Here is a 25,191-nt window from a genome sequence, read left to right as displayed (position 1 = left end):
GATGACCGAAGGCCTGTTTCCCGGACCCCTCCCGCTCGTCGCGACCTACCGGTTGCAACTTCGTGACGGGATCGACCTCGACGCCGCACGGGCGCTGCTGCCCTGGCTGGGAGAGCTGGGCGCAAGCCACCTCTACCTCTCGCCGCCGTTCCACGCCGCGTCCGGTTCGACTCACGGCTACGACGTGATCGACCCCACCCGGATCGACCCGGCACTGGGCGGGGACGAAGCCTTCGTCCGGCTGGCCGAAGCGGCCCGGCTCGCCGGGATTGGCATCGTTCTCGACATCGTGCCCAACCACATGGCCTTCACGCCCGAGAACCCCTGGCTGGCGGAAGTGCTGCGCCATGGTGCGGACGGCCGCTTCGCCCCGGTCTTCGATATCGACTGGGACGCAGTGGCGCGGGGGAACAAGCGCATCCATTTCCCGGTTCTCGACGGCAATATCGAAGACCTGCTGGCGGAGGGCCGGATCAGCCTTTCCGGCCCGCCTGAAGACCCGCGGCTCACCGTCTACGACCGCGCCTACCCGCTGCGGCTGACCGACCTGTCCGCCTATCTCGCCGGCACCTCGCGCACGCTGGACCTCGCCACCCTGAACGCCCTGCTCGCGCAGCAGCACTGGTCGCTCGGCCACTGGCGCGGCGATGCGGAGCGGATCGCGCACCGGCGCTTCTTCAACATCACCGACCTCATCGGCGTGAGGCAGGAAGACCCGGAGGTCTTCGCGCTGACTCATCGCTGGATCGTGGAGCAGGTCCGGGCCGGGCACGTGCAGGGCCTGCGCGTCGATCACGTCGACGGCCTCGCCCGCCCCGGCGGCTACCTGCACCACTTGCGCGAGGCGGTGGGGGCGATTCCGGTCTGGGTCGAGAAGATCGTCAAGCCCGACATCGACGAGACCCTCCCCCCCGCCTGGCCGGTGGAAGGAATGAGCGGCTATGAGTTCATGACCCCGGTGACCCGCCTGCTCACCCCCGCCCAGGGCCTGGCGGCCATGCGCGAGGCAGCCGCAGGCGCCGTGCCCGCAACCACCGCGCAGGAAGTGCGCAAGGTGCGCCGGGAACTGCTCGTCGAGGTCTTCGTGCCCGAGCGCGAGCGCGTCGTCGGAGCGGCGATGGCAGCGTTGGCGACCGAGACGGCGGAGCGGCCCGCCATCACCGAGGCGGTCTGCACGCTCGCCGCCGCCTGGCCGGTCTATCGCTCCTACGCGGCCGACTTGTGCCCGCCCGGCCCGGTGGTCGAGCACACCGGCGAGCCGTTCGTGGCGGCCTTGCTCGACCTCCTGCGCGCGCCCGACGACTCGCTCGCACGCAGCTTCGCGGCGCGCTTCGAACAGCTCACCGGCGCGCTGACCGCCAAGTCCGAGGAAGACACCGTGTTCTTCCGCAGCGTCGCCTTCCTGCCGCTGTGCGAAGTCGGCGCCCAGCCCGATCTCGGCGCGCTTCCAGCCGAGGGCTTCGCCGCCGCCATGTCGGCAAGGACCGCACATGCCCCGCTGGCCCTGAGCACGCTGTCCACGCACGACACCAAGCGCACCGCCGATGCGCGGGCAGTGCTGATCGCACTGGCGCACTTCCCGGAGACCGCTCGCGCCCTCTACGCCGAGGCCCGCGGCCGGGCGGGCGATTCGGGGATCGCCGAGCATTGGGGCCTCTACGCCCTGCAGACCGCGCTGGTCCTGCGCGCGGAGCAGGACGCCGAGACCCGCATCGCCGACCACATCGCCAAGGCCATGCGCGAAGGCAAGGACGCCTCCCGCCACGAAACGCCGGATACCGAGGCCGAAGCCACCGTCACCGGCCTGTGCCGCGACTGGCATCGCGATCTCGCCGGCCCCGGTCTGCTGCCCGACGGCTTCGCTGCCATGGTGGAGACGGTGACGCTCGCGCAAGTCGCCCTCCAGCTCACCGCGCCCGGCATCCCGGACATCTATCGCGGCAGCGAGGCGCTGCTGGTCGGCCTGACCGACCCCGACAACCGCCGCCCCGTCGATTGGGACAGGCTGCGGGTGCAGCCTGCCGAATCGCTGGCGGCCCGCAAGCTGGCGCTTACCCGCGCACTGCTCGCCCGGCGCCGCGCCATGCCGGAACTGTTCGCTTTCGGCAGCTATCGGCTGGAGGAGGCGGGCGGCCACTGGCTCGTCACCCGCGAATGGCAGGGCCAGACGTTCAGCCTCTCGATCCTCGCGCCGCGGCTCTCCGGCCAGGAGAGGACGGCGCGGTTACCCGATCCGGCGCCCGCATGGCCCGCCCCCGGCGTTGACATTGCCCGGCCCGCCGCCTAGCGAAACCTGCGAGTGCGTCGCAATAGTGCCGACGCCCTGCCGATCCCGCGCGGCACGCATTCGCGGATCGATTGAGCAAGGGCCATGGCAGGACGGACTACCGGCAACAGGCAAGGCATCGGACGCGGTGAGGTCGCAGCGCGAATCGTCGCGGCCATCCCGGCGAACTACCTGCTGACCTCGCTCGCCACGGCCTGCCTCGCCCGGCTGCTGTGGCGCGGCTTCGGGGTCGATCCCGCCAATGCCAGCACCGCTGCGACGCTGACCTCCTTCGCGCTTTTCGCGGTGCTCGCGCTGGTCGCCTTCGCGATGCGATCGGCGGCCCGGCTATGGCTGTGGATGGTGGCGTCAGGCGCGGTGCTCGGCGGCGCGCTGTGGCTGTCGCTGGCATCGGGAGGGCGGCTGTGAAGGACGGCCTGCGCCAGTCCATGGCCCTGCTCCACACCTGGAGCGGACTGCTCATCGGCTGGCTGCTCTTCGCGATGTTCGCGACCGGCACCGCCGCCTATTTCCAGGACGAGATCACTCGCTGGATGCAGCCCGAGGTTACCGGCCCGGCCGATCCGGCGGCCTCCGCGCAAGGCGCGGTGCGTTTCCTGAATACCGTCGCGCCCGATGCCAAGAGCTGGTACATCTCGCTGCCCAACAGCCGGGCGGCGACCACCCAGGTCTACTGGCAGCCGGGCGGCGAGCGCCCCGCGAAACGTGGAGAGACCAGCGCCCTGCTCGACCAGAGCGGCCACGAGATCACCACGCGCGAGACACGCGGCGGCTTCTTCCTCTACCGCTTCCACTTCGACCTGCACTACATGCCGGTGCTGTGGGCCCGCTATCTGGTCGGGATCGCGGCGATGTTCATGCTGGTGGCGATCCTTTCGGGCGTCATCACGCACAAGAAGATCTTCGCCGACTTCTTCATGCTGCGCTTCGGCAAGGGGCAGCGCAGCTGGCTCGACGCGCACAACGTCACTGCCGTGCTGGCGCTGCCGTTCCACCTGATGATTACCTTCACCGGCCTGGTGACGCTGGCGGTTATGTATATGCCTTGGGGCATCGCCGCCAACTATGCCTCCCAGGACACCTTCTACGAGACGTTCCTCGGTCGCAGCGAAACGGCCGAGGCCAGCGGCAAGACCGTGCCGCTCGCCGACCTGGGCACGATGGTGCGCACCGCCTCGGCGCAGTGGCAGGGACGCCGGGTCGGCTACATCAGCATCTCCAACCCCAACGACGCCGCCGCGCAGGTCGACATGTCCCGCGCGCCCGAGGCCGCGTTCGGCGCACGCGGTGAGAGCGTGACCTTCGCCGGCGCCACCGGCCGCATGACCGGCGCGCATGACGCCACCGGAGCGGCGCTCGCGACCGAGAGCGTGATGATCGGCCTGCACACCGGCCGCTTCGCCCGGTGGGGCCTGCGCTGGCTCTATTTCCTGAGCGGGATCGGCGGCACCATCATGGTCGGCAGCGGGCTGGTACTGTGGACCGTCAAGCGCCGCGCCCGCCTGCCAGACCCGGCCCGCCCGCATTTCGGCTTCCTCCTAGTCGAGCGACTCAACATCGCCGCCATCGCCGGGCTGGCCACCGGCATCGCCGCTTACTTTCTCGCCAACCGCCTGCTCCCGCTGGAGATGGCGGACCGGGCCGAGCGCGAGATCGACTGCATGTTCCTGGCCTGGCTGGCCGTCGGCCTGTGGGGCATGGTCCGCCCGGCCGCGCGCGCCTGGGCCGAGACGCTCGCGCTGGCCGGCGCCTGCTTCGCCGCCATCCCGGTGGTCAACGCCCTGACCACCGGTCGCGGCCTGGTGCCGAGCCTCCTGGCGGGTGACTGGACCTTCGCCGGGTTCGACCTCGTCATGCTGGCACTGGCCGCCGGCTTTGTGCTCGCATCGGCGAAGGCCGCGAAGGCGCGCGCCAGGGTCGGCAACCGCCGCGCCCCATCCGCGCGCCGGGCGGCAAGCTCATGATCCATCTGCTCCCGCTCGCCATCGCGATCGCCGCGTTCGTCGCGCTCGCCGTCTCGATGAAGCGCCACCAGCGCGATTTCGTCGGGCGCCTCCTGCCGGAGCCGCAGGCCCGGCTGGCGCGCGTGACCGGCTGGCTGCTGCTCGGCGTCGTCTGGGCCATCGACGCGGCGCTGCTGGGTCCGGCCATGGGCACGCTGGTCTGGATCGGCGAGGCCAGCATGGGCGCCTGGCTGACCGTCGCCGCGATCACCTGGAAAGCCGCGCGCTAGGATTTCAGGTTTGTAATTTCAGTTGCAACGCGGCGGCATTTGACCGAGGGCTGAAGCTCCCGAATTACGGAGATTCCCTTGGTCGGGTCGCTGTCACGTCGTATCGTCATCCTGTGCAGCGTGCTGTGCCTTCTGCTGGCGCTGCTGGCGGGCCTGCTGCTCGAAGGCTCGGCGCAGACGCGCAGCAGCCTCGCCTGGGTAACGCACTCCTCGCAAGTGCTCAAGACCGCCAACCGCGCGATGAGCCACCTGCAGCAGGCGGAATCCGGCGAACGCGGCTTCGCCCTCACCCACCAGGCCGAATTCGGCGAGACGGTCGAGAGCGAAGTCGGCGGCGCCCGCGCCGCAGCCGCCGAACTGGTGGTGCTGACCAAGGACAACCCGGTCCAGAACGAACGCGCAGTGCAGATCCGCACCCTGATCGGGCAGCGCGCCGACCTGCTCGAAAGCATCGCCCGCCAGACCCGCGCGGGCGACTTCTCCGGCGCGCAGGCGGCGGTGGCATCGGGACGCGGCCGCAATCTCATGCTGCTGGTCGAGGCCCGCGTCGGCGACCTGCTCAACGAGGAGCGCGCGCTTTCCACCACCCGCACCGAGGCGGTCGATACGCGGCTGAACTATATCACCTGGCTGGTCCTGGGCGGCGTGCCGCTGACCATGGTGGTGATCGCCTATACCGCCGCCTCGCTGATCCGCCGCATCCGCCGGCCGGTCGACGCGATGATGACGGTGATGGGCCAGCTCGGCTCCGGAGATCGCAGCGCCCGCATCGACACGTACATGGAATCGAGCGAGTTCGAGCGCCTCGCCAGTGGCTACAACGTGATGGCCAGCGAGTTGCAGGCCGCCGTTGCCGACCAGCACGAGAGCCAGGACCGCCTCCACCTCGCCAATGCCGAACTCAGCCGCAACACCGAAGTCCTGCGCGAACGCGGCGAAGTGATCGAGCTTCTCGGCGGCATGGCGCACCGCATGCAGGCCGCGCGCACCGACGAGGAACTGGCCTCGATCATCCGCGTCTTCGTGCCGCGGGTGCTGCCCGAGATCCCCGGCGCGCTCTACGCGCACAACAACTCGCGCAACCTGTTGGTGCCGATCGCGGCCTGGGGCGGGCTGGAGGTTTCCTCCGCCGGCTTCGCGCCCGACCAGTGCTGGGCGCTACGCCGGGGCCAGAGTCATTTCGTGATCGAGCCCGATTCCGACATCGTCTGCGCTCATGTCGGCGACGAGGCCGATCACTACCACTGCGAACCGCTGCTGGCCGGCGGCGAGGTGATCGGCGTGCTCTATCTCAAGGGCGTGGTCGGCACCGAGAACCGCTTCCGCCTGACGGTGCTGACCGAGAACATCGCCTCGGCCCTCGTGAACCACCGCCTCCAGCGCGGCCTGCGCGAACAGACCATCCGCGATCCGCTGACCGGCCTGTTCAACCGTCGCTACATGGAAGAGACGCTGGCGCTGGAGATCGCCCGCACCTCGCGCTCGGGCAGCCCGCTCAGCCTCGTCATGTGCGACGTCGATCACTTCAAGCGCTTCAACGACGAATTCGGCCACGATGCCGGCGACGCGGTGCTGCAAGCGGTCGCGGCCGAGATGCGCAGCCGGTTCCGCGACGGCGACGTCGTCTGCCGCTTCGGGGGCGAGGAGTTCACGATCATCGCACCCGGCACCTCGGCGGTCACGCTGGCAGCGCGGGTGGACGCGGTGCGCCAGTCGATCAGCGAACTGATCGTCCACCAGGGCGGCCGCGCGCTGGGATCGATGACGATGTCCTTCGGCATCGCCACCTGGGAAGAGAACATGGAGCGCGACGGCTCGACCCTTATCAAGGCCGCAGACGCCGCGCTCTACCGCGCCAAGCGCGAAGGCCGCAACCGGGTGCTGGTGGACGCGCGCTCCGAGTCCCTCGCCGCCTGACCTCGTCCTGACACACCGCAGGCATTGACCGCCCGCTCGGCCCGGCTTATCGTTGCATTCGAATTCAAATCGCAACGGAGGAGAGGCCCTTGAACATCGGCAGCATCGGCAAAGGCGCCGCCTGGTGAGCCCCGTGCCTTTTCGCGAACGCCTGCTGGCGCGTGAACTGCTGGTCGGTACTTTCGTCAAGACACCGTCGCCGATCGTGGCCGAAGTGCTCTCGCTGACCGGGTTCAACTGCCTGTGCCTGGACGCCGAGCACGCGCCGTTCGACCGCATCGCCATCGACGGCTGCGTGGCGATGGCACGGGGCCTGGCCATGCCGACGCTGGTGCGCCTGCCGGTCGCCAGTCCCGAGCAGGTGTTGAACGCGCTCGATTGCGGCGCCACTGGCGTGGTCGCGCCGCATGTGCGCAGCGCCGCCGACGCCATGCTGTTCGCCCGCGCCTGCCGCTTCGGGGCGGGGGGGCGCGGCTATGCCGGCTCGACGCGTGCCGCCCGCTACACGACCCGCCCGATGGCCGAGCACCTCGACGCCAGCACGCGCGAAACCGTTGCCATCGCGCAGATCGAGGATCCCGAGGCGATCGAGGACATCGAGGCGATCGCTGCGGTCGAAGGTATCGATTGCCTCTTCGTCGGCCGCGTCGACCTGACGGTGGGCTACGGCGTGCGCGACCAGGACGATGCCCGGGTCGTAACGGCGGTCGAGCGCGTCTGCGCCGCAGGCCGGGCACAAGGCCGCCCGGTCGGCATGTTCCTCAACCGTATCGAGGATGTGCCGTACTGGCGCGAACGCGGCGCCAGCCTGTTCCTGCTGGGGTCCGACCACGGCTTCCTGCTGCAGGGCGCGGCACAGTTGCTTGCCAGGGTGCATGGCGGGAATGCCTGACCCGGCGTCCCGTCTCGATCCCGCCACCTGCCGCGCGCGGATCGCCGCCGAGGACCATCGCTGGAACGCGATGCTGGTGCTCGCACCCGATGACGGCGACAGGCGACCGGCAGCCGGTCCGCTCCATGGCCTGACCCTGGCGGTGAAGGACAACATCGACGTCGCCGGGATGGCGACCACGTCGGGGTGCCGGGCCATGGCCGGGGCGATGCCGCGCGCGAACGCGGCGGTGATGGACCGCCTCCTTGCCGCCGGGGCCGTGGTGATCGGCAAGACCAACTTGTCCGAGTTCTCCTTCGAAGTGCGATCGCGCAGTTCGCTGGGCGGCGACGTGCGCTGTCCCTTCGCGCCCGATGCCAGTGCCGGGGGCTCCAGCGGCGGCAGTGCGGTGGCGGTCGCGCGCGGCTTCGCCTGGGCGGCGATCGGCACCGACACCGGCGGCTCGATCCGCATCCCCGCCGCCTGCAACGGCCTCGTCGGACTGCGGCCCGCCCACGGCATGCTGCCGCTCGGCGGCGTCGCCCCACTCGCGCCCTCGACCGACACGATCGGCCCGATCGCGCGGACCGTGGCCGATGCCGAACGACTCTATCGCGCCATGGGCGGCACCATCGCGGCCACCGCCATCCCGGCCGCACCCCCGCGCCTCGGGGTGCTGCGGCAGGCGTTCGGCGACGATCCCCGTATCGTCGCCGCCTGCGAGCGAACCCTCCATCGCCTCGCGCAGGCAGGCATGGAACTGGTCGATCCCTTTACGATCCCGGACATCGAGGCGCTGCTGGCCGGGCCACATATCGTCGATGCCGAGTTCGCGGCGGCGTTCGACGACTACCTTGCGCGCAACTTCCTGCCCGGCACCGCCCCCGCGAACCTGGCAGCGATCCTGGCCGGCGGCGATTTCCTGCCCGATCACCGCAAGGCGATCACCGAGCGGCTCGTCCGAAAACCCGGCGAAGCCGCCGCCATCCTGGAGCGCCACGGGGAACTGACCGCGACGCTCGTGCAGGCGATGGCCGCACATCGCCTCGACGGACTGGTGCATCCGACCATGCGCGTGATCCCGGAGGGCCTTGGCAACCCCAGCGGCGGCTGGGCCCCGGAACTGGCGGCCCGCACCGGCTGGCCCGCGATCAGCGTGCCCGCTCCGACGGCACCGGACGAGCGGCCAGTCGGCGTCGAACTGCTCGTGCCGGCAGGGCGCGAAGGGCTGCTGTTCGATCTCGCCCGGACGATGGAAGGCGGCGCGGGCACCTGAAGACCACGCACGGCCCGCAGGAAGTCCGGAACGACGGCTTACTTCCTGCGGCGCTTCCTCGGCGCGGCGGTGGACTGGCGCACGATCAGGCGATGCGGCAGCACCACTTCGCGCGCAGGGCCCTCGCGGTCCTGCTGAAGCAGCGAATCGAGCATCAGGCGCATCGCCGCCTCGCCGATCTCGACGGTGGGGATATGCACCGTGGTCAGCGGCGGGATCGCGAAGGCACCGAAGCGCAAGTCGTCGAAGCCGGCGACGGACATCTCGTCCGGCACGCTGATCCCACGCTGCTGCAGCGCGCTCAACGCGCCGAGCGCCATCTCGTCGTTGGCACAGGCGACGGCCGTGAAATCGGCCCCGCCGTCGAGCAGGCGCACCATCGCGTCATAGCCGGACTGCAGCGAGAAATCGCCCTGCGCCACCAGCGCCTCGTCGAACTCGATGCGCGCGCGCAGCAGGCCCAGCTTGTAGCCGGACAGGCGGTCTTTCGACATGAACTGGTCGAGCGGCCCGGCGATCGCGGCGATCCGCTGGTGGCCCAGTTCCGCAAGGTGTCCCACGACGAGCGCGCTGGCCTCGTGATTATCGGTACGCACGCGCGGCAGGTTCAGGTCCGGCGGATACTCGCAGGCCGCGACCATCGGCGGCAGCTTGCTCTTGGCCGGGGGATTGAGGACGATGTCGGGAAGATTCTTTTCCAGCAGGATGAGCCCGTCGGCCTGCTTGCCCGCGATCATCGAGGTGAACTTGTTGAGCGCATCGACGTCGCCCTCGGTGATGCCCAGCAGCACGCGCATCTTGTTGGCGCGCGCGACGTTCTCGATCCCCTCGACGAAGGCGGACGTGAACGGATTGTAGATGCTGGGGACCGCAACGATCACGTTGTCGCTGCGCTGGCGGCGCAGGCCCGCCGCAAGGTGGTTGGGCTCGTAGTTGAGGTCCGCGATCGCCGCCTCGATCCGCTCGATCGTCGCCGGGCGCACCAGCGAGGGGGTGCTGAGCGCGCGCGATACCGTCGCTACCGATACACCCGCGACGCGGGCGATGTCCTTGATGTTCGCCATTGTATGTAAACGTTACATATCGGCAGGCTGCGCGGCAAGCGAAGTTGCACGGGATGCAAACGGGGTGGCGGCGATTTGACGATGGGGGTTCACGCCCCGGCGATCACCTCCGCCGCGCGCCAGGCGAACGCCATCGCCGGGCCATTGGTATTGCCAGAGATCGCCGTCGGCATCGCCGAGCAGTCCGCCACGTAGAGCCCCGAGACGCCGTGCACCCTGAGCCCGGCATCGACCACGCCTGCTTCGGCCGAGCCCATGCGGCAGGTGCCGGTGCCGTGCAAACCGGTCGAGACCATCCAGTTCGCCGCCTGCTGGATCTCCTCGTCGGTCCGCACCGAGGGGCCGGGCACCGTCTCCGCGCCGACGTAGGGCGCCAGCGCGGGCTGGGCCATGATCTCGCGCACCTTGCGGATCGCGCGCAGGATCGTGGTGCGGTCCTCGGGCGCGGTGAACCACTCGGGCACGAGGCGCGGCGGCGCGGCGGGATCGGTGCCGGCGATCTCGACGTAGCCGTGGCTGCCCGGCCGCAGGCAGAAGGCGGTGGCGGTGATGCCCGGCACCGCCTCGGTCTGGCCGCGACCCGCCTCGGGCTTGTCGTCCTCGGACGCCGCCATCGAATAAGGCGAGATGCCGAGTTGCAGGTCGGGCCAGTCGGCATCGGCCTCGAGCGAGGCCATGATCGAGACTTCCGGCAGCAGCGAGGCCATCAGCCCCTTCCCCGTCAGCAGGTAGCGCAGGCCATGCCAGTAGGCGCGCCAGCCCCGGAACTCGTGGTTGAGGCCGCGCGCCTTGTTCAGCCGCCACGACAGCGCCACCATCATGTGCTCGTTCATGTTGCGGCCGACGTGCGGGTTCTCGTGCACCACCGCGATGCCGTGACGCGCGAGCACCTCGACCGGGCCGATGCCGGAAAGCTGGAGCAGCTTGGGGCTCTGCAGCACGCCCGCGGTCAGGATCGTGCGGCCTGCGGTGAAGGAAACGTCCTTGCCGCCAACCGCGGCAAGCACGCCGGTGGCCTGCTTGCCCGCGAACGTGACGCGGCGCACCAGCGCGCCGGTCAGGATCGTGAGGTTGGGGCGTTTGGCCGCCGTCTTGAGGAAGGCGGTATAGGCGGTGACGCGGTTGCCGCGCGGGTCCACGGTCTGCTGGGTGCGTCCGGCGACCTCGGTACCCGGCGTGTTGACGTCGTCGAGCACCGGAATGCCCGCCTGCCGCGCGGCGGCGAGGATCGCGTCGGTGATGACGGGATCGCCCTTCGGCACCTCGGTGACCTCGAGCGGGCCGCGCTTGCCGCGACGGCCGTAGCCCTTGCCGCGCGCTCCGCCGTGGAAGTCCTCCAGTTCCTCGTAGCAGCGCTCGATCTCGGCCCAGTTCCAGCCGGGATTGCCCTGCGCTTCCCATGCGTCGTAGTCACGGGGCTGGCCGCGGAAGTACCAGGTGCCGTTGACCGCGCTGGAGCCGCCCAGGCCCTTGCCGTAGAACCAGGTCTCGCCGGCGGGCCGCTCGCCCTGCTGTTCGGCGGGGAAGGGCCAGTACCACTTGGGCCTGGTCCAGATCTTTATCATGCCGCGCGGCATGCGGACCATCAGCTCCTCGTTCCGGCCGCCCGCTTCGAGGAGCAGCACCTGCTTGGAACCGTCGGCGCTGAGGCGCTCGGCGAGGACGCAGCCGGCGCTGCCGGCGCCGACGATGATGTAATCGAACTCAGTGCGCATGGTCGGCCCTCAGGCGGTCTTGTAGGCGGGAAGGAAGCGGAACAGGATGAGCGAGAGGCCCATCGCGACATAGCTTGCGGCAGGCAGCCAGACGTGCCCGGCCATGACGGCGGTGACGACCTGCGGTGTCGCCGCGACCTTGGCGTCATAGGCGGCAAGGCTGAGGAACCACGCGCCCGCCGCTCCGCCCACGCTCATGCCCAGCTTCACGCCGAAGCTGGAGGCGGCGAACAGGAAGCCCTGTGCGCGGTAGCCCGATTTCCACGCGCCGTAGTCCACCGCATCGGCCATCAGCGAGAACAGCAGGCCGCCGATCAGGCCCTGTCCGATATAGGCGACGCAGTTGGTGGCGATGAGCCAGGTATGATCGTTGGACAGCGGCATCATCGCGGTGAAGACGGTGGCGATAGTCGCGCCGATCGCGCCGGTCATGCGCTTGCCGATGGCATTGGCGCAGACGCCCGCGAACCCGGTGCCGACCAGCACCGCCAGCATCGTCAGCATCAGGGTGGACGTGAATTCCGCCTCGCCCAGCACGTTCTGCGCGAAGTAGACGAAGGACTGGATGTGGCCGGTGAAGCCGATCCAGAAGAAGAAGTTCACCAGCATCGTCGCGATCCAGGGCCAGTTGCCCCTGGTCGCCTGCAGCGATTGCGCGGTGGTGAGCCTAGCGACCGAATGGTCCACCTCGACCCGCTCGCGCGTGTTGGCAAAGGCATTGAGCATGCAGACCAGCGTGATCGCGCCGGTGATCGCGGCAAGGACGAGGAAGCCATGCGCCTCGTCACCGTTGCTGAAGGCCTTCACCAGCGGCAGCGCGGCATAGCCGATGCCGACGGTGGCGGAAGACCCGATGAATTCGCGCAGCGCGTTGACGGTGTTGCGCTGCTTGGGATCGCGGGTCAGCGTCGGCAGCATGGAATTCAGCGGCAGGCTGACGGCGGAATAGAGAATGCCCATCAGCGTATAGGTCGCGAAGATGAACGCGATCTTCTGCCAGCCCTCCAGCGGCGGGGCCCAGAACACGATGGCGCCGCAGATCGCGAAAGGCACCGCCAGCCACAGCAGGAACGGGCGGTGCTTGCCCCAGCGGGTCTCGGTGCGGTCGATCAGCAGGCCCATCAGCGGATCGAACACCGCATCGACGCAGCGCGCGATCAGGAACAGCGAGGCGACGGTGCCGGCGCTGACGCCGTAGATGTCGGTGTAGAAATAGAGCAGGTAGGCATTGGTCATGCCGAACGGCAGGTTGATGCCGAAATTGCCCAGCGCGTAGCTGAGCTTCTCGCGCCAGGTCAGCGCGGCGCTCATGCCCCCGCTTCCATTTTCAGCCGGTCGATGACCCCGGCGGCGAAAGCGATTGACTTGCGGGTTTCGGTAAGCGGATCGGGCACGGCGTCGATCTCCAGTATGACCCAGCGCTGGTCGGTTCCGGTCACCATGAGCCGGGCCCAGGCATCGAAATCGACCACGCCGTCGCCGATCGCGCAGAAATAGGCGCGGTGGGCGTGATGGATGCCGTCGTCGATCGGGATGTTGATCGGCATCGGGCCGGTGGCATCCTTCCAGTGGGCGGTGACCACCCGTTCGATATGACGCGCGACCACCGCCGCCGGATCCCCGCCCGACAGCAGGATATGCGCGCTGTCGGGGCAGAAGCCGACGTAGACCGGATCGGTCAGCATCAGCAACAGGTCGATGTCGCGCGGCTGGCAGAACATCGAGTGCGCCTCGGTGTGCAGCGCCAGACGCACGCCGTGCCGCAGCGTCACCGCGCCCAGGCGGTTGCAGAAGTCGGCGGCGAGGCGCGCCATGTCGAGATCGACGAAGACCGGCGGCTCGGCATCCCAGCTGGTGCGCATCGGCAGGCCCATGACCATGATGTCCGAGCCCCAGGCCGCCAGCGCGCGGGCATAGACCTCGCCGCGCTCCAGCCAGCGCGCCTCGACCTGCGGATCGCCCAGCCCGCCTTCGATGGCGACGTCGGCGAAGAACCCGCTGGCGATGGCCAGGCCCCTGCGGTCCAGCTCCGTCCTGGCGACCTCCAGTGAGCCGTAGGCGGCGACCAGGCTATCCGGGCCGAACGGATCGAAGGTCAGTTCGATGCCGGTGACGCCGCTTTCCTGCAGGGTGTCGAGCATGCGGTCCCAGAACGCGCGCGGGTTGTCGCGCCCATGGGCGACGACCGCCGCCTCGTCCGCCATCCCCCAGAAACCGGAATGGAAGAATGTAATGAGATCGACCCCGAACGAAAGCATTCTGATGCGTACCTTGACCTGCTGCGGTGCATGCGACGCTAGGCGCGGACCGCGAATGTAAACCTTTTCTTTTTTGAAAAAGCCTGAAGGATCATGCCTTGTCAAGCGATCGATGCTCAAGGCTTGCCGGGATGGCGGCTTTCCGGGTAAGGTCTCAATGGTAACGTTTTCATTTGACGCAGACGCAAGCCTCGGGAAACGGGGGCAAAGCAGCCAAGGAGAGCAGAAGTCATGACTGGTCGAATTCGCATGGGCCTGATCGGCGGCGGGCCGGGCTCCTTCATCGGTCCCGTCCATCGAATCGCGGCGGAACTCGACGGCGAGATCGCGCTGGTCGCCGGCTCGTTCAGCCGCGACGCCGCGCGCAGCGCCGAGGCCGGGCGCGGCTACGGCATCGATCCCGACCGCGCCTACCCTTCGGTCGAGGCGATGTTCGCGGCCGAGGCGGCGCGCGCCGACGGCATCCAGTTCGTCACCATCGCCTCGCCCAACTTCCACCACCTGCCCGCCGCCCGCGCGGCGATCGCCGCAGGTGTCGCGGTGATGAGCGACAAGCCAATGACCGCGACGCTGGCCGAGGCACGCGAACTGGCCGGCCTGCTGGAAGACGCGCCGGTGCCTTACGGGCTGACCTACACGTATTCGGGCTACCCGCTGGTGCGCGAGATGCGCGAGCGCGTCGCCGCCGGGGCGATCGGCGCGGTGCGCAAGGTCGTGGTCGAATACAACCAGGGCTGGCTCGCCGGCGCAGGTGCGGGCAAGCAGGCCGAATGGCGCCTCGATCCGGCCCGCTCGGGCGAGGGCGGCTGCATCGCCGACATCGGCGTCCATGCATTCCATCTCGCCGAATTCGTCACCGGCCTCAGGGTCGATCGCATCAACGCCGACCTCGGCACCGTGGTGCCGGGCCGCCTGCTCGATGATGACTGCCAGATGTTCCTGCGCTTCGCGGGCGGCGCGCGCGGACTGCTGATGGCCTCGCAGGTGATGACCGGCGAGGGCAACGACCTCGCGATCCGCATCTACGGCGAGACGGGGGCGCTGCGCTGGAGCCAGGAGAACCCGAACCGCTTCGAATGGCTGCGCGGGGACGGCGGGATGGAGATCGTGCGCGCCGCCGATCCCGGCCTCTCGGCCGTCTCGATGCGGGGCACCCGCCTGCCCGGCGGCCATCCCGAGGGGCTCCTCGAATCGCTTGCCAACCTCTATCGGGACTTCGCGATGCAGCTTCGCGGCGAACCGGGATCGCTGGTTCCGGGCGCCGAGGACGGGCTGCGCGGCATGGCGCTGGTCGCCACCGCCGTTACCGCGAGCCGCGAGGGTCGCGGCTGGGTCGATTTCACCGGATAAGACAAAAGAAGGTTCGCAGGACATGAAGACCATCAAGGGGCCGGGCATCTTCCTCGCCCAGTTCGCCGGCGACGAGGCGCCGTTCAACTCCCTCGATTCGATCGCCGCCTGGGCGGCCTCGCTCGGCTACAAGGGCGTGCAGGTGCCCAGCAACGACGCGCGCCTGTTCGACCTGGAAAAGGCGGCCGACAGCCAGGACTACTGCGACGAAGTGCTCGGCGTCCTGGCCAGTCACGGGCTGGCGCTGACCGAACTGTCCACTCACATCCAGGGCCAGCTCGTCGCCGTCCATCCGGCCTACGACGCCGCGTTCGATGCCTTCGCCCCCGAAGCGGTGCGCGGCAACCCCGGCGCGCGGCAGCAGTGGGCGGTGCGCCAGATGCACCTTGCCGCCAAGGCCAGCGAGCGGCTGGGCCTGACCACGCAGGCAAGCTTCTCGGGCGCGCTGGCGTGGCCGTACTTCTACGCCTGGCCGCAGCGCCCGGCGCAGCTGGTCGACGAGGCCTTCGCCGAACTCGCCCGCCGCTGGCAGCCGATCCTCGACCGCTTCGACGAATGCGGCGTCGACATCGGCTTCGAGCTGCATCCCGGCGAAGACCTGCACGACGGCGTCACCTTCGAGCGCTTCCTGGAGGCGACCGGCAACCACCCGCGCGCCAACATCCTCTACGATCCCAGCCACATGGTGCTGCAGCAGCTCGACTACCTGGGCTTCCTCGACATCTATCACGACCGCGTGAAGTGCTTCCACGTCAAGGACGCGGAATTCCGTCCCTCGCCCAAGGCCGGCGTCTACGGTGGCTATCAGGGCTGGGTCGAGCGGCCGGGCCGGTTCCGCTCGCTGGGCGACGGGCAAGTGGATTTCGGCGCGATCTTCGCGAAGATGGCGCAGTACGACTTCGCCGGATGGGCCGTGCTGGAATGGGAATGCGCGCTCAAGCACCCGCAGGTCGGCGCCGCGGAAGGCGCACCCTTCATCGAGAAGCACATCATCCGCGTCACCGAGCATGCCTTCGACGACTTCGCCGCGAGCGATGGGGCGATCCCCGACTTCAGCCGGATGGGCATGGCCTGAGCCCCGCGATTCGTCTGAGAGCGGGCATTCGCCGATTCTGCGGCACCGGCCCGCTCCTGGACCGCGGGCAAATTGAAACCCCGGGAGTGCGGAAGCTCCCGGGGTTTCGTTTATGCCGACTGCGGTGCGACCCGAGAAGGCTCTGCGCTGCTGCACCGGACGGTGGAGGGAGGAGAGCATCCGCCCGGTCTGCGGCCCCTTCGGGCCGGCGCGTGAGGTCGCTATAGATGTAAACGATATCATCCGCAAGCTGTACGAAGGATCAGCGAGTCCCGTTTCGGGGCGCCTGCGGGGCACAGGACTGTAGCGTCTGCCCCGGCACCAGCGCCGGATAGCGGTCGAGCAGCGCGGCGGTGACGCCATTGGTCCAGCCGAAACCGTCCTGCAGCGGATACTCGCCGCCGCCGCCGGCCCGGCGTTCCTCGACGTCGTACTTCTCCAGCATCTTGCCGGTTTCGAGATACGTGCAGTTGACCGTGCCGATCCAGCGCGAGGCGATGTCGCGAGCCAGCGCATCCTGGCGATAGCGCTCCAGCCCCGCGATCGCGATCCACTGCAGCGGCGCCCAGCCGTTGGGCGCATCCCACTGCTGCCCGGTCGCCAAAGTCGTCGTGCGCAGTCCCCCCTGGGCAAGGAGAGCGCGCCGGGTCTCGGCGGCGGACGCCTGGGCCTGCGCCGGCGTGGCCATGCCGACGAACAGCGGGAACAGCGCGGCGGCGGAGCGGACCTCGCCCGGCTTGCCCTCTGCCACCAGCCAGTCGGCGAAGCGCCCCTCGCGGGACCGCCACATATAGCGCACGACCGTAGCCTTGCGGGCGGCGGCGCGGCGCGAGAATTCGCGCACGCAGGGCTGGTCCCCCGCCTGGCGGCAGCCGGTCTCGATCCGCTTCTCCATCGCCCACATCAGCGCGTTGAGATCGACCGGGATCACCCCGGCGGTGCGGATCGTCGCGAGATCCCTGGGATCGGCAAGCCAGCGCGAACTGAAGTCCCAGCCGCTCTCGGCCCCGGCGCGCAAGTCGCGATAGACGTCCGGGGCGGCGCGGCCCGGTGCCTTGGCGGCGGTGGCACGGTCCTCGGCGAAGCTTTCGTCGCGCGGGGTGTCGCGATCGTCCCAGTAACGGTTGAGCACGCTGCCGTCGGGCATGCGCGCCACGCGGCCGCAGGGCTTGCCGGGCGCGGCACAGGCTTCGCCCGCCATCCAGAAGGCATGCTCGCGGCGCAGCGCTGCAAGGCGACGGGCGCGGATCGTGCCGTCGGTCTGCTGCGAGAGGTCCAGCATCAGCGCGAAGAAGGGCGGCTGCGAGCGGCTGAGGTAATAGCTGCGGGTGCCGTTGGGGATGTGCCCGAAACGCTCGATCAGGCTGGCGAAATCGTCGATCATCCCCTCGACCAGATCGCCCCGCCCATCGGCGACGAGCCCGAGCATGGTGAAGTAGGAATCCCAGTAGTAGATCTCGCGGAACCGACCGCCCGGCACGACATAGGGCGCGGGCAGCGCGATCGCCGAACTTCCGGGCGCCGCCGCCGCGTCCTTGCGCTCCAGCTGCGGCCAGAGCGTGCGTATATGCTCCCGCAAGGGCGCCAGCGGCCGGTCGTTGACGCCGGGCACGGTGAAATTGTCGAGCACGAAGGCGCGCAGCTGCGCCGGGCTGGCCGGAGGCGCGGCGGTGTAGTCCGCCATGATCGCGTCGGGGGAGCGCCTGGGCACGGCGTCGGCGAAAGTCTTGCCGTCCTCGAACACCCGCCCTTCCTGCACGGCGGCGAAGAGAGGGCCGAACCGGTCTGCCGGCGAGGGCGGCGCACCGGCGGCGACCAGGGTGAACGCCAGGAGCGGCGCCAGCAGCACCTTGCCGGCCCTGTCCAGAACGGCGGGCCTGTCCGGAACGATGCTGCCTACCACGCGACTTCCATCATGCGATTCCCCTGCTATGGCCCTAGCGCCCACGAAGGCAACGAGCGAGGCGGCGCGGGGTTGCCGGACGGAAGCGGGAGGGCATGGCATTTTGCGCATGGTGCCCCGCCGTTTGATCGCGAGCGCACGCGGCCAGTTGAGGCTTGCGTCGGCGCCGGTTTCGCCGAACCTTCACGAGGCAGCCGGTTTCGTGGAAGATCGGCACGAAGGATCGAAAACACAGGGACACGGCCTCGCCGCCGTGCCCGGAGACGTTCAGGGAAAAGCGTGCGGAGCCGCGCGGCGGACACAGGACCGACCGCGCAGGGCGACCGCAAGGGCGAACCGGCACGACCGGCATCGGACCTCTTTACGGGATGGGGATCATCGGCAGCGGAAAGGCGGTGCCAACAAGCGCATCCATGCGGTGCGCCTGCAACGATGGGGGTTATTGTGATGACGAGAGCTCGATTCCCGGCAAGCTGCGGCGTGTCCGCACTGGCCCTGCTGGCCGCGACCTGCCCGGTGGCGGCCCTGGCCGACGATGCCGCCGATGTGGCCGCAGCCGAAGCCGCAGCAGGTGGCGGCGGTCCGATCGACGAGATCGTCGTCTCGGCCGAACGCACCAACGTCACGCTGCAGAAGGCCTCGCTTTCGGTCACGGCGGTGACCGACGAGACCCTCAAGCAGGCCAACATCACCGAGATCACCGGCCTCAACGGCAGCGTGCCTGGCCTCGTCGTCGCCAAGAGCGGCGGCGGCGAGCGGATGATCTCGATCCGCGGCATCGGTTCGGAGACCCCGGAGAACCCCTCTACCCAGCCCGGCGTCTCGTTCCACATCGACGGCGTCTACATCTTCAACTCGATCGCGGCGAACGCCGCCTTCATCGACGTCGCCCAGGTCGAAGTGCTGCGCGGGCCGCAGGGCACGATGTACGGCCAGGGCTCCACCGGCGGCACCATCAACGTCGTCTCGAAGCAGCCCGATGCCAGCGCGCTCTCCGGGTCGGCCAACGTCGGTTACGGCAACTACAACCTGCTCAAGGCCGACGCGACGCTCAACGTGCCGATCACCGATACCCTGGCGATCCGCGCCGCCGGCCAGCGCTTCCGCCATGACGGCTACGCCAAGGCCACCGACGTCGCCGGCGATTCCGACTACGAACTCGACGATGCCGACGAATGGAGCGGCAAGCTTGCCGCCAAGTGGACGCCGACCGATCGCATCTCGGTGCTGCTCTCGACGATCCAGTACAAGGGCGACCAGAACGCGACCGCGCAGAAGAACCTGCTCGATCCCAACCCCGACCCGCGCGAGCTGACGCAGGACTATCCCGGCAAGACCTATATCCGCACCCAGCTCTACTACGGCGTGGTCAAGTTCGACCTCGGCGGGGCGACGTTCAGCTCGATCACCAGCTACCAGAAGCTGCACAGCGACTTGTCGTGGGACGGCGACGGGCTGAACCGCGAACTGTTCTACGAGGCCTCCGGCGGCATCGCCACTTACGATCACATCGCCACCTGGCAGCAGAACACCAGTTCCTGGACGCAGGAGTACAACCTTGCCTCCAACGGCGACGGGCCCTTCCGGTGGATCGTCGGCGGCGTCTACCTGCGATCGAAGAACAAGAACTACATCAACGAGTATCGCTCCGACAGCGGCGACGGGCTCGACGCCCCGCTGCCCGTCGATGCGGGTTACGACGATCCGCTGGTCGAGGCGCTGACTTACGCCGAACTCTCGGCGATCACGCGCGAGGCTTATGCCGGCTACGCGCAGGGCAGCCTGGAACTGACCGACGCGCTGACCGTCACCGCCGGCATCCGCTACAACCACGACAAGTACACCGGCGTGTCCGACAGCATGTCGGGCGGGGCAAGCGGCCAGACTTCGGGCGCCTACCTCCAGCCGGCTCCCACCGTCGGCACCAGCACCGGCCGCGTCACCGGCAAGTTCGCGCTCGACTACCAGCTGACGCCCGACAACATGGTCTATGCAAGCTATACGCGCGGCTTCAAGCCGGGCGGCATCAACAGCGCCGCCGCCAGCGCCAACAGCTCCTACCTCGCCCTCGGCTGGGACTCGGGCGTCAAGCCCACCTACAAGCCCGAGACGCTCGATTCGATCGAGATCGGCTCCAAGAACCGCTTCTTCGACGACAGCCTGCAGATCAACGCCTCGGCGTTCTACTACTTCTACAAGGATCTGCAGTTCCTGGAGGATGACGCGATCCTGTTCGGCGAGGGCATCAGCAATGCGCCCGCAGCCGAAGTCTATGGCGCCGAATTCGAAATGGACTGGCACGCCACCCGGCACTTGCGCTTCGAAGGTTCGCTTTCGCTGCTCCACGGCAAGTTCACCAAGGACTACGACGCGCTCAACGCGACCGCCGCCGATGCCGCCCAGGTCGCCGCCGGATACGGGACGGTCCAGGAATTCTTCGCGAACTTCTATCCCGCAGCACTCGCCCGCGAAGCCGCGCGCGAGAACATCAACGGCAACAGGATCCCCAAGATGCCTTCGGTACAGGGTTCGGCGGCGATCTCGTGGACCGGCGAGGTCGGGCCCGGCGAGTTCTCGGCCCGCGCCCAGTACATCTATCGCGGCAAGTTCCAGTCGCGCGTCTTCAACACACCGGGGCAGGACGACACGCCGGACTATTCGCAGGTCAACCTCTTCGCGAGCTACGCCTTCGCCGATAGCGGCTTCAGCATCTCGGCCACGGTGACCAACCTGTTCGACACCAACGGGGTCAACTCGCGCTTCACCGATCCCTACGGCAGCGGACAGATTTCCGACACCTACATCCCGCCGCGACAGGCGATCTTCTCGGTCGGCTACAAGTTCTGACCATCATCGCGTACCGTCGGCCGGGCCAGTCCGTCAGGTCCCGGCCGGCGGACAGCGTGGAATGGGTCATGCGAGAACGGTCATGAGTGTCACGGTCTTCGGCTCCCTCAATCTCGACGTCGCCTTGCGGCTTCCCGCAAGGGCGGCTTGGGGCCAGACGCTGCTCGTCGCCGAAAGCGACGAGGCGGTCGGCGGCAAGGGGCTCAACCAGGCGATCGCGGCGGCGCGGTTCGGGTCCGCCACGCGCATGGCCGGGGCAGTGGGGGACGATGCCGCCGGGGCCCGGCTGCTGGCCGCACTGGCAGCGGAAGGTGTCGATGCCCGCCATGTCGAAGTACTCGCGCGGCAGGCCAGCGGCCGCGCCACGATCCTGATCGAGCCTGGCGGCGAAAACATGATCGCGGTCGAGGCCGCCGCTAACCTCTCTGCCGATGCCCGGCAGGCGACCGGCGCACTCGACGGCGAGACCCGCGTGCTGCTGGCCCAGCTCGAAACCGACATCGACCAGATCGCCGCCCTGTTCTCCAGCGAGCCGGCCGCGGGATTGTGCCGCATCCTCAATGCAGCCCCCGCGATCCCGGGCGGGGCCCGGCTGTTCGACCTCGCCGACATGCTCGTGTTCAACCAGAGCGAGTTCGCCGATTATCTCGGGCTCGATCGAGAGCCCGAGGCGCCGGAAGACCTAACCGCCGCGCGGCGCCTGCTGCGCCGGCCAGGCCAGGCCGTGGTGGTGACGCTGGGAGCAATCGGATCGGCGGCGATCCTGGCCGACCGGACCATCTTCGCGCCGGCCCTGCCCGCCGATGCCGTCGTGGACACCAGCGGCGCCGGCGATTGCTTCTGCGGTGTGCTCGCCGCCTGCCTAGACCAGGGCATAGACCAGCGCATCGGGCTGGACCACGCCTTGCGACTGGCCAATGGTGCCGCGTCGATCTCGGTCACCCGGCGCGGGGCCGCCCCGTCCATGCCCACGCGCGCCGAGGTGGATGCCCGGACGTGACGAGGCTCAGAAGCTGCTCTGCGCCATGATCATGACGAAGAACAGGCCCAGCGCAAAGCCGGCGAAGACCAGCAGCAGCCCGGTCCGCCACAAGCCGCCCAGCCGCCCCAGCGCATAAGTCCCGCGCAACTGGCGGTACATGTGCAGTGGCGGCGCCAGGAACAGCAGCGCCAGCAGGCCGCCCGCGCCCGCCGCTCCCGCCAGCATGCCCACGATGACCAGCAGCGTCATGAAGCACAGCGAATACGTCACGAAGACCGTGTGGTCGTAGAGGTGGAAGCGGCGGCTGAACGGAAACAGCAGCCACAGGAACGGCACCGAGATCGGGATCAGCGCCCAGCTGTACTTGTAGGCATAAGTCTGAAGCTTGTAGCTCGCCAGCTCCGGGTTCGCGCGGAAGGTCTTGATCGCGCGGTCGAGTGCGGGAATATCGCTCACCTTGCGGTCGAGGTCCGCCGACACCGCCCTGGCGTCTTCCGATCCTTCGCCCCCGTTCTCCACCCCGGCGGCCTTGAGTTCGCGCAGAGTCTCCAGCGCCGAACGACGGCCGGCGAGTTCGGCATCGAAGGCGGCGGTCGGCTGCTGCCTGGCGACGGCGGCCTTCCTCTTCCCCTCGATGCCGGCGATCTCGCCTTCGAGGCGGGTGATGTTCGCCGAGACGCCCGCATGCGTGCCGCCGTGCACGGTGGGCTCCTCATGCCCCTCGGTCGCGTGGAACACCGCGAACATCAGGAATACGCAGAACAGGAACAGCGCGATCGGCGAGACGTAGCTGGCGCGGCGACCGTCGATGTACGCGCGCGTCAGCCGCCCGGGCCGCCAGGCGAGCAGCGGCAGCGTCCGCCAGATCCTGCCTTCGAAATGGAAGACGCCGTGCAGCAGGTCGTGAAAGAACGCGCCAAGCGTGCGGTGGACGTGCGCGCCCTGCCCGCAGGCATGGCAATGCGCGCCCATCAGCCGCGTGCCGCAGTTGAGGCAACTGGTCTCGTGGGTATGACCGTCATCCACCGCGGCCCCGTGCGCCGGTTCCAGCGCCACCGCCACGGCCGCCCCTTGCCCCAGTTCCGCCAATCCTTCGCCTATCGCACTCATCGAAGCCCCCGCCTGAACGGGCGGAGACTATGTCGGGACCGCTGCGGGTGCAATCGGGCGTATCACCCCGTGCGCTGGGCCAGTTTCTTTTCGATCGCGCTCCACAGCCGGCTGAAGGCCTGCGCGGCGGGGCTCTGCGGGGCGAGCACGCCCACCGGCTGGCGCTGCACCGCGCACTGCTCGACCACGCTGGCGTAAGGTACGGCGGGCCAGTTCGGATTCGCCTCGTGCGCCTGGCGATGCAGCGAGCGGCGCATGTCGAGCATCGAGAGCACCGGCAGGATCGGCGGGTGATGTTTGGTATTGCCGGCGATCTCGCGCACCACCAGGTCGAAGGCGCGGGCCGATAGCGGCGATGGTGGCAGCGGCACGATCACCAGGTCCGCCGCGCGCACCACTTGCGCCGACAGCTCGTTCATCACCGGCGGACAATCGAGGATGATGCGCGGATAGTCGGCCGCGAGTTCGCCGGCGAGCTTGGCCAGCCGCTTGCGCTTGCCGATCCGCGCCAGCTGGGCATCGAGCGCACGGATCGATTCGTCCGCCGGCAGCACGTCGAGCCGGTCGAACCCGGTACGCTGGATCAGCCGCGTCGCCGGGCGTTCGCGCGCGAACACCTCTTCGGCAAGCTGCGCCTCCTGCGGCTCCAGCCCGTAGAGAAACGCCGAGCCGCCTGCCGCGTCGAGATCCCAAAGCAGGGTGCGATGCCCGCCGCGCGCCGCCGAACACCAGGCGAGGTTGGCGGCGAAGGTCGTCTTCCCGACGCCGCCCTTGACGCTGTAGATCGCGATGGTCGCCCCGGCGCCGATCGTGGCCGCTTCGGAAGCGTCTTCCACGGACACGGCAAGGGGACCGGCCCTCTTGGGCGGTCCCCCGGTCAATCCGATAATACGAGGCAGTTTCGATTTTCCGGGCACGCCCGTATCGTTGCCTGCAGCAGAGCCGCAGTCAACGGTTACGATCAGCCGTCGTAATCGCCGCCCAGCGAGGTGTTGCGGGTCGGGGCCGACGCGGTGATGCGCAGGGCCTCGGCCGACTGGCTGAGCGAGCCGACATCGTCCATCTCGTCGTCGTCGTCGGGCAGGACGCGCTGCATCGAGGTGACGAGGGTTTCCTTGAGGTTCTTGGGAACCACGGTTTCCTCGGCGATTTCGCGCAGGGCGACGACGGGGTTCTTGTCGCGGTCGCGATCGATGGTCAGTTCCGCGCCGCCCGAAATCTCACGTGCGCGCTGCGCGGCGAGAAGGACGAGGTCGAAGCGGTTGGGGATCTTGTCGACGCAATCTTCGACAGTAACGCGCGCCATGGGCACTCCCGGTAAAGAATCTGTGGGATCGGAAAGGCTGGCAGTTAGGGCCGGAGGCGGGGAAAGTCAAGGAAATGGGCCGCCTCACCCCAAGTCGAAATTTCGCGGATAGAAGATGCCCTTGATGCACTCGGCATTGCGAACCGCGATCTGGACATGGGTTTTCTCGCGATAGCCGCATCCCGGGTAGAGCCGTTTGCCCTCGGTGAACATGCCTCGCACGGTGTCGAACGGCTGGACGATCCGACGCTCGGGAGGAATCCGATCGATGGCGGCATGCAAATGCCGGATCACTGCGCAGTCCAGGAAACGGAGAACACGATCCTGATCAGGCTGGCCTTTTGCACTGCGATTTTGCGGCAAAGTGAAGCCGGCCGCTTGCTGCTCCGCCTTGAAGGCCCTGTGGGCGAGCCGGACCAGGTCGAGATTTTCCCGGTTGGACAAATCGAGACAATGCCCAAGATCGATGACCGCCCCGATCACTGCGGCGGTCCGATATTGCCCTCGAGAAACTTTGGCCTGCGCCCATTCCAGAGCTCTTTGAGGGTCGGCTTCCCAGAAATAGGCGCCCGGACCCAACCAGTCGAAGGCGCGTTCGCTTTGGAGGATATCTATTTCGCCCGCCACGGCCCGCCTGGCCACACCGTCTTCGCAACCGTGGTAGGCGAGGACGAATGACGTGGCCAACCGGCTCAAGCTCGAGCGTTCGCCTTCTTGGGCTCGCCACCGAATTCGGCGCGAATCTTGCCGCTTTTCGTATAAATCCCTTCAGCGATCAACGAGGCGCGAGCGGATGCGCGCGAGGCCGTATTCGCCTTTGTCTGATCCTTCAGGATTTTTGCAATATCCGCATTTCGCTGCTTGAGCGTCATGATTGCGGCCTCCTGTTGCCGAAAATACGCTGGATACGAATCCAACGACACGGATATAACGTCGTGTGAATTTCCAAGTTCTGAATGGGCGAAAAATTCGAGGGTGGCAAATTGCAATTATGCAA

Annotated in this window: 21 protein-coding genes; 11 read left to right on the top strand and 10 right to left on the bottom strand. The window is 68.5% G+C overall.

Annotated features, from left to right (window positions below):
- The first annotated feature begins 1 nt into the window (after position 1).
- From treY to V2S85_RS08500, 7 genes are all read left to right on the top strand, one after another.
- Positions 2-2,287, top strand: a complete 2,286-nt coding sequence (treY, locus tag V2S85_RS08530) for a malto-oligosyltrehalose synthase (protein WP_330702438.1) — start codon at positions 2-4, stop codon at positions 2,285-2,287.
- A gap of 84 nt (positions 2,288-2,371) precedes the next feature.
- A complete protein-coding gene (locus V2S85_RS08525) occupies positions 2,372-2,695 on the top strand; it encodes a hypothetical protein (RefSeq protein ID WP_330702437.1) in 324 nt (107 codons plus the stop codon).
- Positions 2,692-4,251, top strand: coding sequence for a PepSY-associated TM helix domain-containing protein (locus V2S85_RS08520; protein ID WP_330702436.1), 1,560 nt, complete (start codon positions 2,692-2,694; stop codon positions 4,249-4,251). The genes V2S85_RS08525 and V2S85_RS08520 overlap by 4 nt, the downstream gene beginning before the upstream one ends.
- The gene (locus V2S85_RS08515) at positions 4,248-4,520 is read left to right on the top strand and encodes a DUF3325 domain-containing protein (RefSeq protein ID WP_330702435.1); all 273 of its coding nucleotides are present in this window, start codon (positions 4,248-4,250) and stop codon (positions 4,518-4,520) included. The genes V2S85_RS08520 and V2S85_RS08515 overlap by 4 nt, the downstream gene beginning before the upstream one ends.
- A 78-nt stretch (positions 4,521-4,598) precedes the next feature.
- Positions 4,599-6,437 carry a diguanylate cyclase gene (locus tag V2S85_RS08510; RefSeq protein ID WP_330702434.1) on the top strand — a complete coding sequence of 613 codons (1,839 nt, stop codon included), beginning with the start codon at positions 4,599-4,601 and terminating at the stop codon, positions 6,435-6,437.
- 124 nt (positions 6,438-6,561) lie between these two features.
- Entirely contained in the window at positions 6,562-7,329 is a 768-nt protein-coding gene (locus V2S85_RS08505; RefSeq protein WP_330702433.1) for an HpcH/HpaI aldolase family protein, read from the top strand.
- Positions 7,322-8,584: an amidase gene (locus tag V2S85_RS08500; RefSeq protein WP_330702432.1), complete on the top strand. Its 1,263-nt coding sequence runs from the start codon at positions 7,322-7,324 to the stop codon at positions 8,582-8,584. Before V2S85_RS08505 ends, V2S85_RS08500 begins: the two co-directional genes overlap by 8 nt.
- A gap of 38 nt (positions 8,585-8,622) precedes the next feature.
- On the opposite strand, the gene V2S85_RS08495 is transcribed toward V2S85_RS08500, so the two are convergent.
- The 4 genes from V2S85_RS08495 to V2S85_RS08480 all read right to left on the bottom strand — a co-directional run bounded on the left by V2S85_RS08495 (position 8,623) and on the right by V2S85_RS08480 (position 13,621).
- Complete coding sequence (locus tag V2S85_RS08495) at positions 8,623-9,648, bottom strand: LacI family DNA-binding transcriptional regulator (protein ID WP_330702431.1); 1,026 nt, start codon at positions 9,646-9,648, stop codon at positions 8,623-8,625.
- An 89-nt stretch (positions 9,649-9,737) separates the two neighbouring features.
- Positions 9,738-11,363, bottom strand: coding sequence for a GMC family oxidoreductase (locus V2S85_RS08490; protein WP_330702430.1), 1,626 nt, complete (start codon positions 11,361-11,363; stop codon positions 9,738-9,740).
- A 9-nt stretch (positions 11,364-11,372) separates the two neighbouring features.
- Positions 11,373-12,674, bottom strand: a complete 1,302-nt coding sequence (locus V2S85_RS08485; RefSeq protein ID WP_330702429.1) for a glycoside-pentoside-hexuronide (GPH):cation symporter — start codon at positions 12,672-12,674, stop codon at positions 11,373-11,375.
- Entirely contained in the window at positions 12,671-13,621 is a 951-nt protein-coding gene (locus tag V2S85_RS08480) for a sugar phosphate isomerase/epimerase (RefSeq protein WP_330702428.1), read from the bottom strand. Before V2S85_RS08480 ends, V2S85_RS08485 begins: the two co-directional genes overlap by 4 nt.
- Positions 13,622-13,852: 231 nt before the next feature.
- Here V2S85_RS08480 and V2S85_RS08475 point away from each other — a divergent pair, with 231 nt between their 5' ends.
- Together V2S85_RS08475 and V2S85_RS08470 are read left to right on the top strand one after the other, a co-directional pair.
- Complete coding sequence (locus V2S85_RS08475; protein WP_330702427.1) at positions 13,853-14,971, top strand: Gfo/Idh/MocA family oxidoreductase; 1,119 nt, start codon at positions 13,853-13,855, stop codon at positions 14,969-14,971.
- 22 nt (positions 14,972-14,993) lie between these two features.
- Positions 14,994-16,046, top strand: a complete 1,053-nt coding sequence (locus V2S85_RS08470; protein WP_330702426.1) for a sugar phosphate isomerase/epimerase — start codon at positions 14,994-14,996, stop codon at positions 16,044-16,046.
- 262 nt (positions 16,047-16,308) lie between these two features.
- Here V2S85_RS08470 and treF read toward each other — a convergent pair whose 3' ends face one another.
- Positions 16,309-17,949 (bottom strand): alpha,alpha-trehalase TreF, encoded by a 1,641-nt coding sequence (treF, locus tag V2S85_RS08465; RefSeq protein ID WP_419198175.1) that lies wholly within the window; start codon positions 17,947-17,949, stop codon positions 16,309-16,311.
- Positions 17,950-18,429: 480 nt separating this feature from the next.
- Between treF and V2S85_RS08460 the strand changes: the two genes are divergently transcribed.
- Entirely contained in the window at positions 18,430-20,796 is a 2,367-nt protein-coding gene (locus V2S85_RS08460; RefSeq protein ID WP_330702425.1) for a TonB-dependent receptor, read from the top strand.
- A gap of 82 nt (positions 20,797-20,878) precedes the next feature.
- Positions 20,879-21,796 (top strand): ribokinase, encoded by a 918-nt coding sequence (locus V2S85_RS08455; protein ID WP_330702424.1) that lies wholly within the window; start codon positions 20,879-20,881, stop codon positions 21,794-21,796.
- A gap of 6 nt (positions 21,797-21,802) precedes the next feature.
- Here V2S85_RS08455 and V2S85_RS08450 read toward each other — a convergent pair whose 3' ends face one another.
- From V2S85_RS08450 to V2S85_RS08430, 5 genes are all read right to left on the bottom strand, one after another.
- A complete protein-coding gene (locus V2S85_RS08450; protein ID WP_330702423.1) occupies positions 21,803-22,888 on the bottom strand; it encodes a DUF3667 domain-containing protein in 1,086 nt (361 codons plus the stop codon).
- Positions 22,889-22,950: 62 nt separating this feature from the next.
- Entirely contained in the window at positions 22,951-23,730 is a 780-nt protein-coding gene (locus V2S85_RS08445) for a ParA family protein (RefSeq protein ID WP_330702422.1), read from the bottom strand.
- 119 nt (positions 23,731-23,849) lie between these two features.
- Positions 23,850-24,194 carry a DNA-directed RNA polymerase subunit omega gene (rpoZ, locus tag V2S85_RS08440; RefSeq protein ID WP_008829533.1) on the bottom strand — a complete coding sequence of 115 codons (345 nt, stop codon included), beginning with the start codon at positions 24,192-24,194 and terminating at the stop codon, positions 23,850-23,852.
- A gap of 84 nt (positions 24,195-24,278) precedes the next feature.
- Entirely contained in the window at positions 24,279-24,890 is a 612-nt protein-coding gene (locus tag V2S85_RS08435; protein ID WP_330702421.1) for a hypothetical protein, read from the bottom strand.
- A complete protein-coding gene (locus tag V2S85_RS08430) occupies positions 24,887-25,066 on the bottom strand; it encodes a hypothetical protein (protein ID WP_330702420.1) in 180 nt (59 codons plus the stop codon). Before V2S85_RS08430 ends, V2S85_RS08435 begins: the two co-directional genes overlap by 4 nt.
- Between the last annotated feature and the right edge of the window lie 125 nt (positions 25,067-25,191).

The sequence above is a fragment of the Novosphingobium resinovorum genome (genome assembly GCF_036352595.1).
Taxonomy (GTDB): domain Bacteria; phylum Pseudomonadota; class Alphaproteobacteria; order Sphingomonadales; family Sphingomonadaceae; genus Novosphingobium; species Novosphingobium resinovorum_B.
Note: the sequence above shows the minus strand (reverse complement) of the source record. Positions and strands in the feature narration are given on the sequence as shown.

Bases quoted from the DNA above. Each gene is read 5' to 3' on its own strand.
- V2S85_RS08495 (WP_330702431.1), bottom strand. From the start codon at position 9,648: ATGGCGAACATCAAGGACATCGCCCGCGTCGCGGGTGTATCGGTAGCG.
- V2S85_RS08450 (WP_330702423.1), bottom strand. From the start codon at position 22,888: ATGAGTGCGATAGGCGAAGGATTGGCGGAACTGGGGCAAGGGGCGGCC.
- V2S85_RS08500 (WP_330702432.1), top strand. From the start codon at position 7,322: ATGCCTGACCCGGCGTCCCGTCTCGATCCCGCCACCTGCCGCGCGCGG.
- rpoZ (WP_008829533.1), bottom strand. From the start codon at position 24,194: ATGGCGCGCGTTACTGTCGAAGATTGCGTCGACAAGATCCCCAACCGC.
- V2S85_RS08485 (WP_330702429.1), bottom strand. From the start codon at position 12,674: ATGAGCGCCGCGCTGACCTGGCGCGAGAAGCTCAGCTACGCGCTGGGC.
- V2S85_RS08525 (WP_330702437.1), top strand. From the start codon at position 2,372: ATGGCAGGACGGACTACCGGCAACAGGCAAGGCATCGGACGCGGTGAG.
- V2S85_RS08490 (WP_330702430.1), bottom strand. From the start codon at position 11,363: ATGCGCACTGAGTTCGATTACATCATCGTCGGCGCCGGCAGCGCCGGC.
- V2S85_RS08470 (WP_330702426.1), top strand. From the start codon at position 14,994: ATGAAGACCATCAAGGGGCCGGGCATCTTCCTCGCCCAGTTCGCCGGC.
- V2S85_RS08480 (WP_330702428.1), bottom strand. From the start codon at position 13,621: ATGCTTTCGTTCGGGGTCGATCTCATTACATTCTTCCATTCCGGTTTC.
- V2S85_RS08515 (WP_330702435.1), top strand. From the start codon at position 4,248: ATGATCCATCTGCTCCCGCTCGCCATCGCGATCGCCGCGTTCGTCGCG.
- treY (WP_330702438.1), top strand. From the start codon at position 2: ATGACCGAAGGCCTGTTTCCCGGACCCCTCCCGCTCGTCGCGACCTAC.
- V2S85_RS08455 (WP_330702424.1), top strand. From the start codon at position 20,879: ATGAGTGTCACGGTCTTCGGCTCCCTCAATCTCGACGTCGCCTTGCGG.
- V2S85_RS08475 (WP_330702427.1), top strand. From the start codon at position 13,853: ATGACTGGTCGAATTCGCATGGGCCTGATCGGCGGCGGGCCGGGCTCC.
- V2S85_RS08430 (WP_330702420.1), bottom strand. From the start codon at position 25,066: ATGACGCTCAAGCAGCGAAATGCGGATATTGCAAAAATCCTGAAGGAT.